The 15,184-nt window shown below is 38.9% G+C and carries 9 protein-coding genes and 4 pseudogenes; 2 read left to right on the top strand and 11 right to left on the bottom strand.

What is annotated here, in order from left to right; genetic code table 11:
• Positions 1 to 96: pseudogene (locus HCB45_RS15345) on the top strand (hypothetical protein); the annotation flags it as partial.
• Between the two features lie 43 nt (positions 97 to 139).
• On the opposite strand, the pseudogene HCB45_RS15350 reads toward HCB45_RS15345, so the two are convergent.
• The 10 genes and pseudogenes from HCB45_RS15350 to HCB45_RS14460 form a co-directional block, all read right to left on the bottom strand.
• Positions 140 to 303 (bottom strand): annotated as a pseudogene (locus tag HCB45_RS15350) (D-alanyl-D-alanine carboxypeptidase); the annotation flags it as partial.
• Between the two features lie 114 nt (positions 304 to 417).
• Positions 418 to 819, bottom strand: coding sequence for a ribonuclease toxin immunity protein CdiI (cdiI, locus tag HCB45_RS14425; protein ID WP_185620353.1), 402 nt, complete (start codon positions 817 to 819; stop codon positions 418 to 420).
• 323 nt (positions 820 to 1,142) lie between these two features.
• Positions 1,143 to 1,430 carry a hypothetical protein gene (locus tag HCB45_RS14430; RefSeq protein WP_185620354.1) on the bottom strand — a complete coding sequence of 96 codons (288 nt, stop codon included), beginning with the start codon at positions 1,428 to 1,430 and terminating at the stop codon, positions 1,143 to 1,145.
• 15 nt (positions 1,431 to 1,445) lie between these two features.
• Entirely contained in the window at positions 1,446 to 1,619 is a 174-nt protein-coding gene (locus HCB45_RS14435) for a hypothetical protein (protein ID WP_185620355.1), read from the bottom strand.
• Positions 1,620 to 1,811: 192 nt separating this feature from the next.
• Positions 1,812 to 2,387: a hypothetical protein gene (locus HCB45_RS15355; protein ID WP_260508458.1), complete on the bottom strand. Its 576-nt coding sequence runs from the start codon at positions 2,385 to 2,387 to the stop codon at positions 1,812 to 1,814.
• Positions 2,388 to 2,407: 20 nt separating this feature from the next.
• Entirely contained in the window at positions 2,408 to 3,109 is a 702-nt protein-coding gene (locus tag HCB45_RS15360) for an RHS repeat-associated core domain-containing protein (protein ID WP_312026337.1), read from the bottom strand.
• A 74-nt stretch (positions 3,110 to 3,183) separates the two neighbouring features.
• The gene (locus tag HCB45_RS14445; protein ID WP_185620356.1) at positions 3,184 to 3,537 is read right to left on the bottom strand and encodes a hypothetical protein; all 354 of its coding nucleotides are present in this window, start codon (positions 3,535 to 3,537) and stop codon (positions 3,184 to 3,186) included.
• 17 nt (positions 3,538 to 3,554) lie between these two features.
• Entirely contained in the window at positions 3,555 to 12,812 is a 9,258-nt protein-coding gene (locus HCB45_RS14450) for an RHS repeat-associated core domain-containing protein (protein ID WP_260508459.1), read from the bottom strand.
• 20 nt (positions 12,813 to 12,832) lie between these two features.
• Complete coding sequence (locus HCB45_RS14455) at positions 12,833 to 13,279, bottom strand: hypothetical protein (RefSeq protein ID WP_185319694.1); 447 nt, start codon at positions 13,277 to 13,279, stop codon at positions 12,833 to 12,835.
• A 379-nt stretch (positions 13,280 to 13,658) separates the two neighbouring features.
• Positions 13,659 to 13,934: pseudogene (locus HCB45_RS14460) on the bottom strand (D-alanyl-D-alanine carboxypeptidase); the annotation flags it as partial.
• 17 nt (positions 13,935 to 13,951) lie between these two features.
• Here HCB45_RS14460 and HCB45_RS14465 point away from each other — a divergent pair.
• Positions 13,952 to 14,281 (top strand): annotated as a pseudogene (locus tag HCB45_RS14465) (ABC transporter ATP-binding protein); the annotation flags it as partial.
• A 118-nt stretch (positions 14,282 to 14,399) separates the two neighbouring features.
• On the opposite strand, the gene HCB45_RS14470 reads toward HCB45_RS14465, so the two are convergent.
• Positions 14,400 to 14,993, bottom strand: coding sequence for a hypothetical protein (locus tag HCB45_RS14470; protein ID WP_070034692.1), 594 nt, complete (start codon positions 14,991 to 14,993; stop codon positions 14,400 to 14,402).
• Positions 14,994 to 15,184: the final 191 nt, after the last annotated feature.

The following is a 15,184-nucleotide window of genomic DNA, read 5'->3' on the forward strand; positions in this document are numbered from 1 at the left end:
GTGCCAATTATATTTTTTACTATTAGTATTGTTTTTTTCTTATTATGGTTTTATAGAGACTATCAAACCAATAAAAAAAGTCGATTTCCTAGTTAAGGAAATCGATTTTTTTATGTTAATTAAACCAACATTTTACGCCAGCAGTTAGAACTTTAATATTTTCTGTTTGTTTTCCATCAATATAACCTAATTTGCCGCCATCTTTTATGGATACTTCCATTTCGCCAACTTCCGTATTCTTTTTAACTGGTGCTTCTAAGATTTTTCTTTAAATTTAACTTTAGTTCTTAATCTAGGTTCATTGATGTAAGTAAAGGCAAAATGGTGGCGCGATTCTCTTCGGAAGCAAGCGACGAAGTGATTAACGCTACGAAACAAGTTAACATCCATGATTTTATTGTTATAGAAGTGCATTATTTATTTTATAAAACTATATTTCCAAACTACTTTTAACTTTTTTAGCAGTTCTATAAGCTCTCTTCCTTCTAGATTTCTTTCCGCCTCTTTTTTTACATTTTCATCTAAATAATCATAAAATGTTTTAAAATCTAAATACGCTATTTGGTCAAACTTGACAGCAGGGGATCCTAATTCAACTAAAATATGTTTATCAGCTAACAGTCTTGGCAATTGCGCCATGTCGTAGTCATCTAAGTCATTTTTAAAGGAAACAAAAACTATTTCTTTCCCGTATCCTTCTTTTTCTTTAAAAGCAGACAAAGCCTTTTTCAAATATCTTCCACTTATTATTGAAAAATACGTTAACATGAGTTGATCTATACTTTTCTTGTCTTTTAAAAGTTGAAATTCATTTTGCATGATATCACTATCCAATCATTCGCGTCTTGGAAACAGTTGACTCTGCTTAATGCTTGAAAATAAAACTAATAGTCAACTGTTGAAAGATAATAAAAAAGAAAATCCACAATGTCGTTAATATTCAAAGTGGATTCATATATAATCATTCATCCGATTGCAAAAGCCGTTTCCTAATTGAACGAGCCTCCACCCTCTTAAACTCCCACAAGTATACTCCACAGGGAAAATTCACCCTATAGGGTACACTTATGAAAGTTTATCTAAGAGAATCTCTCTTTTCAATGAGGCTACATTTTCGAACTGTAATCATTTCTTAATAACTACTAATTTACATCAATTACTTGTATTCCTTTAACCTGAGCACAGTCATTAATCTCTTTGATTAAATTGTTTCTATAAACTGATCTTGCTCCATGTATTTCTCTTTCACCATATGTATCTATATATTCCGGAAATAAAATAAAATTGGTTTGATCCATTTTTTTTATTATATATTCATTTCCTTCAAATTCTCCACATCTGATATGATATGAAGTTATAAAAGACATTATATCTTCATATAATTCCTGTGTATTAATTTCTGCCTGCAAAAATCCTTCTAAAACATCCATAATAATCTCACCTTTCTATTTTACTGGATAAGATGATAACATACCTCCATCTTCTGATAATACAACTTTAATTAAGTTTTCTCCCTTGGTTCCTATAGTTTTTCTAGCGTCAACTATTACTGAATAACTCTGTTGTCCCATTTTAGTTAATCCATTATCTGTTATTGACTGGACTGTCCCATTTTTCATTGCATCCTTCAAAATCACTTCAGCTTCAGCTTTAGAATCTCCTAAAAATTTAGCTCCATTACCTTTAGTTGTTGATAAATGCTTTGGTTTGACATATGCGTCATCAATATTAAATTTATCAACTACCTTTTTGCCTTGTTTAAAAATATCATCGGCTACACTGGCTCCCTTAGCTCCAAACTTAGTCGCTCCCTAAGAAGTTATTTTCGAACCAATCTTCCCTCCAACTTTAACTACAATTGTGCCTGCAACCTTACCTAATACTATTTCTAGTGGTCCTGGAATAAATCCAACTGCAATAGAGCTCCAAAAGCCCATTTTTTCAGCAAGTTCTGCGCTTTTTTCCTTATCAATATTTCCGTTCGCATCAAAAGCCCATACTTCATCTGGTTTTGGATAGCCCGCTTTGTAGTCGTAGGTTGGATCGCTATAGCCTTTCTTTTGACTTTCTAAGAATTCTTGGTTTTTACATAAGGCTTCTTTGGCTGCGGCTTTTCGATCAGCTTTTTCTTTTTTTGCTTTAGCTGCGGCTTCTTTACTTGCGGCTATTTTTGCATTGGCTTTTTTGCCGACTGTTTTGATTTTGCTGGTAGCTTTATTTATTACTTTGGTTCCGGCTTTTTTGACTGTTTTAACAACTTTTTTAGTAGTTTTCTTGATTTTATTTACTTTTTTCACGACAGTCTGTTTGGCTTTTTTATAGACCTTCTTGACTGTTTTTCGAGCTTGTTTAATCGACTTCTTAGCTGCCTTCTTAAATTTCGTCACTGTTTTTTGGACTTTTTTGGTTACTTTTTTGACGGCGCGCTTGATTTTTCTGGTGGTTTTCTTGATGGCTTTTTTGGCTTTTTGATGCCTTTGCTTACTTTTTTCGCGGCTTTTTTGACTTTTTTGGTTGCTTTTTTAAGCCATTTTGGTATGTTTCCGCTTGGATCGCCGAATGACATCGGGTTGTTGACGCCGTAAATGTAGCGGTTTTGGCTACGTGGGTCCTCTAGGGACCCTCTGTAGTTATCGGCTTGTTGGAAACGACCGGTGTTTGTATCATAATTTCGGGCACGCAGGTTTTGTGTGTCGCTTGTGTCGTGCATTTGCGCGCGATAACCGATTTGATTCGCAACTGGAGCTGCCGCAAGTGCGGTACCATAGTCTGTGTAATCATAGTCGGTACTTGTTTCGCCGTCAGTTGTTGTTGTGATGTCGGTTAGGCCGTTTTCGTGATAGCTTTCTTCTTCGGTGCCGATTATTTGATTGTCGTCACCAAAACGGAAAGCGGTCTTGGTAGTGCTTGTTTCGCCGTCGTCTTCTGTCGTCTCGTTAAGCTGAGCGACTTGGGTGTACTCTTGCGTTAAATCGTTGACATAGCGAATGGTATTTACCGTTTGATAGCCAACTGTTTGGGTCATTTTTGTGGTGCGCTGACTGGTTTTGCTTCCGCTGCTATCGCTTGCTTTAAGCTCGGTTTTCCCTTGCATGCCATCTTTAGTCACTTTTTGTGTACTTGCTTCTGCATACGCTGAGCAACCTTATTCGAGTTGTAGATGTATTTGCCTATAAAAGTTCTTTATTGAATTTTCATCTGTATCAGAAATCCTTTATTCTCAGAAGTTGCGGACAATAAATATATCGTAATATCAGTAGCTCTTTTTTCTTGGGTATAAATAGTTGCGGATTTGTACTCAATAAACTGCACCAATTGATGGAACAAACTTTGTGCCGCTTGATAGCTAAAATTTTTCATGTTCACATCTAATGAAAAATAATTATTTATCTTTTTACCTTCTTTTTGAAATTTCAATTCAAAGCTAGAGATATTATCTTCTTGATACTCAAAAAACGAATTTATTTCAGACCATAGACCAACTTCATATTCACAATTAAGTGATTTTGCTAGATTAAATACATCAGTTTTATTCATGCATAATTACCTTCTTTTTATTTTTTAGGAATATAATTTCCACCTGGTGCTGGGGAATGTACTGAAACAATTCCTCCCGACTCATTAGTAACAACCTTGTTTCCTCGAACATCTGTATATTCCCATGTTTTCCTCCCCATTTCATCCACCTTAGATTTCCTAGTCTTTAGGTTATTGTCAATAATAGAATCTATAGTCTCTTTAGAAAACCCTCTTTCATTGGCTCTCTCAGCCCCGTGCTCGGAGAATGATCTACCTTTCGGAGTCTTCTCACCCGTTTTTATTATTTCTGGGGCACTACTATTGCTCCCTTTCTCAATATTCGAAGACAAATCCTTCGCGTCTTGGAAAAAGTTGGCGCCACTGTTTACTACAATGGTTGCACTTCCTGTGATTATGCCAATTCCTGCTACATTAAGTTGAATTCCGATTGGTGCTCCAGCCCCTGTTAAGTCCAGTGCTCCACCAAGGATTTCAGTTCCGACTCCAAGGATAATTCCCTCAACGCCAAGATAGATACCCGCTGAATCAGCTATTAGTCTTCCAACGTAATAGCGGTTATCATCGCCATACACTTCCTTATTTTTACCAATGGTTTCTACGGAACCGAAAGTGAAATTATTTACTAGACTATCCAATGCACCTGCGCCTACTGGTTCAAGATTTTCGCAAATTGCTTTCATTGTTTTTTGTACGCGCATGCTATGGTTTGCTTGAGATACTGCTAGTTTCATACCAGCTTTAATGGCTTGTTTTTTTGTTGTTTTTGAAATGGATTTGATTGTACTTTTTGCTTTGGTTATGACTTTTTTGCCGGCTTTTTTCACTGTTTGTACTTTTTTCTTCACGGTTCGTTTGACTTGGTTATATGTTTTCTTAACCACTTTTTTGGCTTTTTTGTATACTTTTTTCGCCGCTTTAGTGACTTGCTTAATCGACTTCTTAGCTGCCTTCTTAAATTTCGTCACTGTTTTTTTGACTTTTTTGGTTACTTTTTTGACGGCGCGCTTGATTTTTCTGGTGGTTTTCTTGATGGCTTTTTTGACTTTTTTCACGGCGCGTTTTACTTTTTTGACGGTTTTTTTGATGGCTTTTTTGGCTTTTTTGATGCCTTTGCTTACTTTTTTCGCGGCTTTTTTGACTTTTTTGGTTGCTTTTTTAAGCCATTTTGGTACGTTTCCGCTTGGATCGCCGAATGACATCGGGTTGTTGACGCCGTAAATGTAGCGGTTTTGGCTACGTGGGTCCTCTAGGGATCCTCTGTAGTTATCGGCTTGTTGGAAACGACCGGTGTTTGTATCATAATTTCGGGCACGCAGGTTTTGTGTGTCGCTTGTGTCGTGCATTTGCGCGCGATAACCGATTTGATTCGCAACTGGAGCTGCCGCAAGTGCGGTACCATAGTCTGTGTAATCATAGTCGGTACTTGTTTCGCCGTCAGTTGTTGTTGTGATGTCGGTTAGGCCGTTTTCGTGATAGCTTTCTTCTTCGGTGCCGATTATTTGATTGTCGTCACCAAAACGGAAAGCAGTCTTGGTAGTGCTTGTTTCGCCGTCGTCTTCTGTCGTCTCGTTAAGCTGAGCAACTTGGGTGTACTCTTGCGTTAAATCGTTGACATAGCGAATGGTATTTACCGTTTGATAGCCAACTGTTTGGGTCATTTTTGTGGTGCGCTGACTGGTTTTGCTTCCGCTGCTATCGCTTGCTTTAAGCTCGGTTTTCCCTTGCATGCCATCTTTAGTCACTTTTTGCGTACTTGCTTCTGCATATGCTGAGCAACCTTTAGACGCTTCATTGGCGCGAGTTTCTAATTGTGCCGCTAGTGTTTCTGTTTTGCCTTTTTGACTATCTTTGTCGTATTCTGTAATCCATTCACTTAGCGACCCTTTGAAGGACTTGGTTTTGTCTGTGATGGTTTGTTTGCCTATGCGATTACCAAATGCGTCATATGTGTATGTCGTCTGATTGCCTTCGTTGTCGGCGGATTGAATCAGTTGGTTTTCGCCATTGTACGTGTATGTTTCTACTTTACCACTTCGTAAGGCTTTTTTGGTAATGTTACCGTTTTTGTCGTATGTGTAGGTTGTGTCTTTATCACCATCTGCTTTAATCATCGTGAGCGCGTTGTCATCGTCGTAATGATAGTTTTCCGTGGTTTTCTTACCATTTTTATTACGTAAAAGTTTACTTCGGTTGCCGTTAGCATCATAGATATACGTGATTTTTTCGGTGGTGTTGCCTTTGGTTATTGTTGTTTCCATCAGTTGATCATCAGCATCATAGGTGTGGCTCTTGGTTTGTTTTTCGCCACTTTGATTGATGGTTTCTTTGGCTACGTTACCGTTTTCGTCGTAGTTGTAGTCAAATGAGGCGATGGTTTCTCCGGCTTTATTTTTGGTGATGACTTGCTCGGTTTCGCCAGTTGCTGTGTATTTATAGCTAGTCGTCGTGCCATTGCTGTAATGAATGCTCAGTGGCAGGCCATTCGCATCGTAAGTGTAGCTGGTTTTTTTACCGTCTGATTCGATGACATCGGTTAGCAGATTGGCGTCATTGTAGCGATAAGTTACGCGCGTGTTATCTGGATAAATGAGCGCGGTTTTGCGGCCAATTGTATCATATTCGTATTTCAACGTTTCGCCGTTTGCATCTTTGACTGATAGTACGTCACCGAATTTATTGTAGGTAAACTTGGATGTTCCGTCTTTTGATGTGGCGGTTTTTACGTCGTCATTACTGTCATAAGTGTATTTGTAGCTGCCACCATCAAATTGTTGCTCAACTAAATTGTTTAATTCATCGTATTTGAAAGTTGTTTTTTCACCATCTGGCTTCGTTTTAGACTTTAAAGAACCATCTAATTGGTATTCGTATTTTTCGGTTTTGCCTTCTGGTGTTACTTCTTTGACGAGGTCACTGCGATCGTTGTAGCTATATTTTGTGACAAAACCTTTGGCGTCTTTGATTGCTGTAACGTTATCTACTTTGTCGTAAGTGTAAGTTGATTTTTGTCCTAATCGGTTTTGTGCTGCTGTCATGCGATCTAGTGCGTCGTATTCGAAGCGTTCTTTGTTGCCTTTTGCATCTGTTGTTTCGCTAAGATTCTCGTTACCATCGTAGGCCATTTTTGTTGTGTGACCTTTGGCATCTGTAATAGAACTTAGCAGGTTACGCGCATCATATTGGTATTTAGTTATTGCGTTTGTTGGGTCTTTGATGCTGATAACTTGATCGTTTTTATTGTAACGATACTCTGTGCTTGCTGCGAGTGGGTCGATTTCTTTGGTCATGTTGCCTTTTTTGTCGTAGGTGTATTTGTAGACTTGGTTACCTGGATCAATCATGGAGGTAACGTTGCCGACTTTGTCATACTGAATTTTAGTATCATTGCCCCGAACATCTCGCATTGTAGTAACACGGTCTAGTTTATCGTACGTATAGCCAACCGCAAGTTTATTTGGATACGTAATTTGCGTCATGCGCTGGGTATCATCATATGTGTAGCGCGTGATTCGACCTTGAATATCTTTTTTCGACGTTTGCTGACCTAATTTGTCATACGTATAGCTGGCAATCGCCTTTTTCTGCTGATTATCACTTTCTTCGATAAGGTCGCCGTATTTGTTATATTTGTAGCTTTGTTTATAGCCAATCGGGTCCGTTTCAGATAAAAGTTGATCGTCTTTATCGTAGCTATAAGTGGTCGCATTGCCATTTGCATCTATTTCTTTGGTCACATTGCCACGTAGGTCGTATTTAAATTTCGATGTGGTACCATAAGGCTCTTTGACTGTCAAAATGTTATCTGCGTTGTCATACGTGTATTTCGTTGTGTTTCCACGCTTATCTGTTTCGGCGATAAGGCGTCCCGCTGCGTCATAGCTGTTCAGGAGTTTGAATCCTGCTGCATCTATTTCGGTTGTTAGGCGCCCTAATTGGTCATAGCCGAATTGTGTTTTATTTCCTTCTGCATCTGTCTGGCTTGTGACTAAACCTGTTGCGTCAAAAGTTTGTTTTGTTATGCCGCCATTTTCATCGGTAACTGCTGTGACATTGCCATTTGCATCGTAAGTTACGCTAGATTTAGCGCCGGCTGGATTCGTTGTCGTAATCAGCTCGTCGTTGCCGTTGTATTGATAGCTTGTTGTTTCACCTAGCGGGTTTGTTTCTGACAACAAGTTACCTTCTGCATCGTAATTATAAGTATATTTCCCAGTATTTGGTAAAACTTCCGAGGTAATATCGCCACGTTTGTTGTAGGCGATGCTTTGCGCCTTGCCTGTCGGGTTTTGTTGCTTCACTAGGCGGTTCGCTGCATCATATTCGTAGCTTGTTTTATTGCCTCGCATGTCGGTTTTACTGCTGACATTGCCGAATGTGTCATAGGTGTAGGATTCAGTGCGACCTTTACGATCGGCAATACGGGTCACGTCGCCAGTTGCGTTGTATGTGTAGCTCTCTTTTTGACCTGTATTGTCTTGTTGTTCTAGCAGTCTGTCCATTTTGTCATAAGTATACGTTGCTTTTGTGCCATCTGGATTTTTTTGTTCGATAACGCGGTCCGCCTTATCATAACTGTAGGTTGTTTTTCGACCGAGTGGATCAGTACTTGTTGTCAAATTGCCACGCTTATCGTAGTCATATGTTGTTTCGTTACCTAGGGCATCAATGATTTTAGACACTTCGCCTGTTTTTGTGTAACGATAGCTTGTTTCATTACCGTATGGATCTATTTCTTTGATTAAATCACCGTTTTTGTTATAGCGATATTGAGTGATATCGTTTGTTGGTGAAATTTCCGTTTCGACTAAATGGAGCGCATTATAGGTATATTTTGTGGTATTACCTTCTGCGTCCGTTTGGCGAATCACATTACCAGCGTTATCATACGCCATTGTTATAGTATGACCATTGCCGTCCGTAATTTTCGTGACATTGCCGTCTGCGTCGTACACATAGTGGGTTTTCTCACCAAGCTCGTCGGTTTCGATTTCTACTTGATCAACTTTATCAAAACTATAGCGCTTTACGCCGCCAGCTGCATCTTGTTCTGAGGTCACACTACCATTTTCATCGTAGCTATATGTCGAAACACGGCCGGATTCTTTTAATTTTGTTGTGTTTCCGTTCGCATCAAATTCATACGTCTGAACGTTACCAGCTTGATCGACAAAACGTGTAATATTGTCCATTGCATCATAGCTAAATTCTTCTGTTGTCCCGTCTGGATAGGTGATTTTCGTGACATTTCCGTCTGCATCATAGGCATAGCTTGTCTTGTTGCCAAGTGGGTCTGTTTCTTGTGTCTTATAGCCTGATTTTGTATCATATAGATAGCTTGTTTTTTGACCATCTTCGGTTTCCTCGGATAATTTTTGACCAAGTGCATCGTAACGATACGTAATGACCGAGCCATCTGCCGCAATCGCTTCTATCATCCGATTTTGCGAGTCATACTTAAATTCCTCCGTGTTGCCGAGTGGGTCTGTTTCGCTAATTTTATTGCCATTTCCGTCATATTTATACTTTGTAACGCCGCCAAGTGGATTCGTTTCCTCACTCAAACGACCAAAGGCATCATATTCAAAAGTAGTGCTATTCCCTTTCTCATCGGTTTCGCTTGTCTTATTACCATTTGAATCATAGGAATATTTTGTCGCTGCTCCATTTGCATTCCATTCGCTCACTAGTTCACCGCGTGCGTTTCGTTCATATTTTTCCGACTTACCGTTTGCATCTGTAATACTACTCAACATCGACAAATTATCATAGGCGTAGGTTGTCTCATTACCGCGGCCGTCCGTTACTTTTGTCGGATTTCCGTTCGGATCATAAGCGGACTTTGTTACCGCGCCATTTGCATCAGTCTCTGTAACCACCTGACCATCGGCATTATGCGTAAATCTCTTCACACCACCGTTTGGCTCCGTTATTTGTACGACATTCCCATTAGAATCATAAGTATAGCTCGTTACGCCTCCACGGCTATCCGTCACGCGTATCAATTGGTTCTTCGCGTCAAATTCGTTCGTTTCTATTGTCCCATCTGGATATACGGTTTTTGTCAGATTTCCGTTTGCATCATTTTCAAAAGTTGTCGTATTTCCCAATTGGTCTATGGAAGCGACTAATTGATGTTTATCGTCATATTTATTTTCAGTCGTTGTATCGTCGGCATACTCAGTCTTCGTGGTTTGGAAGCGCTCATTAAAATAAACCACCTTCTTATTACCGTTGAAGTCTGTTGTCGTTGTTTTACCTTTCTCATATTTCAGTGTGGCAGTATTGCCTTCTCCGTCCGTTTGTTCCGTCACACGTCCTTCTGCATCAAATGTATTTTTAATCAATAATTTTCCGTTATGGTCTTTATACGATGTCATATGGTGTTCCGAATCATACTGATATGTAATTACTTTTCCAGTTTGATCCACCAGTTTTATCAGGTTTCCATCGTCATCATATGAATAAGCCAATTTCCCGCCATCAGGCAACACAATTTCTTTCAAGTGCCCATCTGCATCCCACGTATACTGCAACACCTTCCCGGAGCCAGTGACCATTTTCACTAATTCACCATCAGTATTGTACGTATAGTTCGTTACATTTCCATCCTTACTTGTCACTTTTAAAAGCAGGCCGTTTGCAGCGAAAAGAGAGATTTTGCCTGTTTTTGAATCCACAATCTCAAATTCACGCGCGCCGTTTTTATTCACTTTTTTTGTAAGTGCTAGTGGCTCATCTTCTTCTATTTCAAAAGTTCCATCCGGCTGCTTCTCAAAAAACACACTCCCGCCATCTGAGCGCGTCAACATCACGGTGCCGTCTTCTAAGAAACCTAGCTGATCAGCTAAATTAAAGGTCCAATTTCGTCCGATAGGGCTATCTTTGCCTTGTGCCATCGAATTATAAGTCCGCGTAATCGTCTGTTCCTCATCGAAGTCAAACCATTTCGCATCCTCCATGTTATAAAGCAAGTTCCCACTATCAAAATTAATTGGTTCATATCCGAATGTACAATGCTTGCCACGCCCTATAGCAAGCGCATCAAGCCGCATTTTCTCCGCTGTGTCGTAATTTCCCGATTGGTAGGCTTTACCAGCATTTTTTTGTGGATTCCGAATGAACACGACGTTTCCTTGAACGAGCAATTCATCCTTCATATTATTATCCAGCATAAACTGCGATCGTTTATTTGCAATCCCGTAGAATTTCAAAAGACGAGGCAACGAGTCTAGACCTGTCACCTTATAAATCTGAAACGTATCGTATTTCTTGCTTACAGATTCGTTTCCATCTTTAATCTCCGCTTCTACTTGATATAAATGATTTTCTTTCAAAGCGCCTTTTAAAAGTAGCGTGTTTGTCTGCCAGTTACTCATTAACTCACGGTATTCCTGTGTTTCATTACTTAGCTTCGGATAATTCGGGAATAAATAATCTCGACCAATTGAAGGATCCGTTCCGCTAAATGCTACCTTGTTTTTATCCGATGTATCGATAATTTTATAATTAATTTTCGCATCCGGGCGACCAACGCCGTCCATTCCAAGCGCTGTAAAATCCAATTTCCCATCATTATTCGCACTTACAAACGGACGCAAATAAAGCTTTGTGTCTTTAAGCGGCATGTCCGCATCAATCGGCGGGCGCTCACGGTGTTTAAATACCACATACGGCGACTCGCTCGTCACCCCAGACTTAGGCGCAGCAAATACATCAGCTTGCGAATATGGTAGTTCAAACCCATTCACTTTTGCTGTTTTCACAATTACACCGTTGTTTTTACCGCCATTCACCCAGTCCTTCGCAACATTTGTAATATCAAAAGAAACTCGGCGATTCGCATCATCAATTTTTCCAATATACGTTTCTTTTCCATCTACATTTGCAGGCGGACCATACGGGAAACCAAGATTTTTAAATTTACCATATGTTAAATCGGCAATATTACCAACGTCTTTCGTAATTCCATGCACTTCAAATAAACGTTTCACAACGCTTCCTTTACTATCTTTTGCCCGGTCTCCCCAAAAGCCTTCCGTGCCACTTCTAAAAAGAGACAACTCTGCCGATTCAATTTCACGGTTTGTACCAATTTTTTTAATCTCGCTATCTGGCACTTTCACAACACCATAGGTAATAAAATGAGCGGCTCCGAGTGTCCCTGAATTATTCCCATCATCGTAACCAATATACATGTATGGTTGGAAAGAATACGCCACATCATCCCGATATTGACGTAAACTTGTAGCTTGAATTCCATTTGTAATTTTTGTGCTCACAAAAGAAACAGCCACCTTGGCCAAATTACCTTTAAGGTTTGTCGTATTAAACTTCGCGACCTGCAACTGATACCCGGTTTCCGTCTTCACCGTTTTCGCAGTTAACGTATCCATAACTGAGCCCGTCTCATCTTCTAAAACAGGGCTTGGAATCGCGCCAATCAAATCTTCACCACGATAAATTAATGTTGCCGCGCGCTTTGCATCGTCTTTCAAAATCACGTCACTTGGAACCGTCAAATCAAATGTAACCTGTTGTTCCGTATCGTCTCCCGTCTTCACATACTGCCCTAGCTCCATACCAAAGCTATCGGCTTGCAACGTGAGCGGCTCCGTTTTATCATCTTCACTCGCATACATGATTCGGTTATCTTTCGCTACAACCTGAGCCAAATCAGCCTCACCACTAGGACGAACAGCCACATTCGCGCCGTCTAAGCTAAGCGTTGGCATCGTCTCATCCGTCACCACTTTTGGCGTCGTAATCTCTTTCGCTGTCTCACTTGCAGTCCAATTCTTCTCGCCATCTTTCACTAGCGTTGTATCAAAATCCGTCCACTTGCCCGCTTCACCCTTAAAATGCACTGGTTCTGTAAAATAATACGTCTCTCCCTCGCCCGTATTTTCATTTACAAAAGTTTTCGTGTTTTCCGTACGCTCCGCAACAACCTCCGTCATTCCAGCAGCTGATGCATCTTCCGCTAAAATATCTGTCACATTCGGTGTCTCTTCCTCAAACAAACGAACAGCATCCGAATTCTTATCGCTTAAATCCTCATCAAGCGTTGTATCTTTCGGTGTACTCTTATCCTTTAATTGCTCCTGTGCATCCTCATTTAAGTCCGCCACAGTCACTTTATCTTGCGTAGAAAGTTGCTTTCCATAATAATTTCCAAACTCACTCTCAACATTTACCGCTCCTTGCACAAATTGCCACGGTAGCAGTGGAAATAAAAGTAACGTCACCAGTAAAATTTTTATGCCCTTTTTCATATGTAATCCCCGTCTCCCTTTTATATCTCAGTTTCTTTCTTTACACCTTTCTCTATCTCTAAAATCTTTTTCAGAACTTGCTTGGCTTGTTTAAAATCCTCGGCCTCAATCGCATCATTCATAACTTTTAGCTCTGAAGCCACATCACCATATGCAGTGTAAATGGTCTGATCTTTTTTAGATAAGTCATCCCATATTTTCGGTTTTTTAGCCTCTACATAAATTGTTCCGAAACTCTTTTCCATCTCCCGTAACTCCGCTAAATACAGTGGATTACAAATGTCCCCATTCAACTTTAAATCCGACCATTTTGCGTAATTTCGTTTGAAGTCTAGTTCTACTTTTAACGGCCCTGTTCCTTTTTCATCATGTGCACAATCTTGAAGCACGAATAAAAGTATCGCAATCAACACTAAAAGCATTGCCAAGACTATCCATAGCTTCTTCTTTTTTGATAAATTTCTCATCCCATATCCTCCCGTTTTTCACAATCTCAGCAAGTATATCATAAAAACAAGTTGATTTTATGTGCTTGAAGCAACGTTCGATTTTCTGTCACATTTGCGTTTTAAATCATCCATAGCTCCCCTCAAAAAAAGCTCGTCAATCTACCAGTTGAAGCAAAGTAAATATGCCTCAAAACCCTTGGCTGGCAGTCTTTTTCAGCACGCACAAAAAAGGTAGCACTCCGTAGAATGCTACCTTTCTCATCCATATCATCATAAAAAATATGGAAACATTTCTATTAGTAAAGCTATTTAAAATCATAAAAAATCATTTCATCACTAGAATTATGTCATTTTGCTTAGCCTTATAATTCACAAAATTACTGCTATCTATAAATTCTCAATTAAACCAGCCTTGCACACCATTAGAAACGTAGCTTCCAATGCCTTTAAAGAAAGAACCTACTGCTTGAGCGGAAAGCATGAACCAGTTCGCTTTTTCGACGTCGCTAGCAGTTAGTACGTCAATTGTTTCTGTTTGTTTTCCATCCAGATAGCCTAACTTGTCGCCATCTTTTAGAGATACTTCCATTTTGCCGACTTCCGTACCTTTTTTAACTGGTGCTTCTATTGTTTTTTCTTTTAGTTTAACTTTAGTGCTTAATTTAGGTTCATTGATGCAAGTAAAGATAAAATGGTGGAGCGATTCTCTTTGATAATATCGACATCCGCGATATTCGCCTTGACTCTCTTCGTAAACAAGTCGGTATAGTGCTACAAGATTCCGTTCTATTTACAGGAACTATTCGCGATAACATTGTTTTCGGTAAACCAGAAGCAAGCGACTTCGTCATCGCCCATCGTTTAAAAACTATCCTTGATGCCGACCATATCGTCGTACTACATCAAGGTGAAGTGATTGAACAAGGTAATCATGATGAGCTGATGAAGGCGGAAGGATTTTATTCTGAGCTTTATCATAATCAGTTTGTTATTGAAGTAGATAGACACTTTTATTTTTAATTATGCAATAAACAAAAAAACGGAAGTTCTCAAATGTTAAACACTGAGAAGTTCCGTTCTTCGACAGTCTGATACACATGAATTATGTATCTTGCTAAGATGAAAGTTTTATATTTTATTATTTTTCCACTGCTTTAAATTGTATATGCGAATATTTTTTTGGATAGACATTGGCATAGTTGTTGTAGTATATTTTTCCTGTCCAAGTATTAATATTTTTATATCTTTGCTTAACTGTATAATTAGAGTAAACTCTTCTGTAATAGATTGTATAATTTTTATTCTTTTTAACATTTACAGAATAAGATGATGTTTCAGTTGTACTTTTCGTAACATTAAAACCTACTGAAGCATCTAGTTTACTTTTTGAGACCTTTAATGTGCCCGAATAAGAGTTCGAGCTTGTAAAAGAACGGGAGTAACTCAAAGTCCCAGATGCATTTGATTTTTTAGCTGATGTCCCAACATTCCAAGCCCCATAAGAATTTGCATTTTTTGTTTTGCTGTAAATTTCCCAAAATGATGATATGCCATATAACATTCTTTTTTCCGGAGGTACTATTTCATCAGTTACCTCTTGAGAACTTTCACCATCAATAATAATACCATCTAAGTTCTCAACATACTCATTGTCAACATATTCTTCCTCTGTATTAACATTATAATCATTCTCATTAGCAGAAACTTTCTGAATTTCAATTGTAAAGAACAATAATCCCGTAAAAATTAATAGAAAACCTATTTTTAAGTATTTTTTTCTAGCATATAAAGTCTTCTTTTTATTTTCATCTCAGCAATTTTATGTTAACGTAATTTAGAACAGAAAAATAAAAGCAGAGGTGAACATACATATGAATTTTAATCTTTTTGTTAGAAGTGGTTTTATTGGTCTTATTTTACTTT

This window comes from Listeria farberi (genome assembly GCF_014229245.1).
Classification (GTDB): Bacteria; Bacillota; Bacilli; order Lactobacillales; family Listeriaceae; genus Listeria; species Listeria farberi.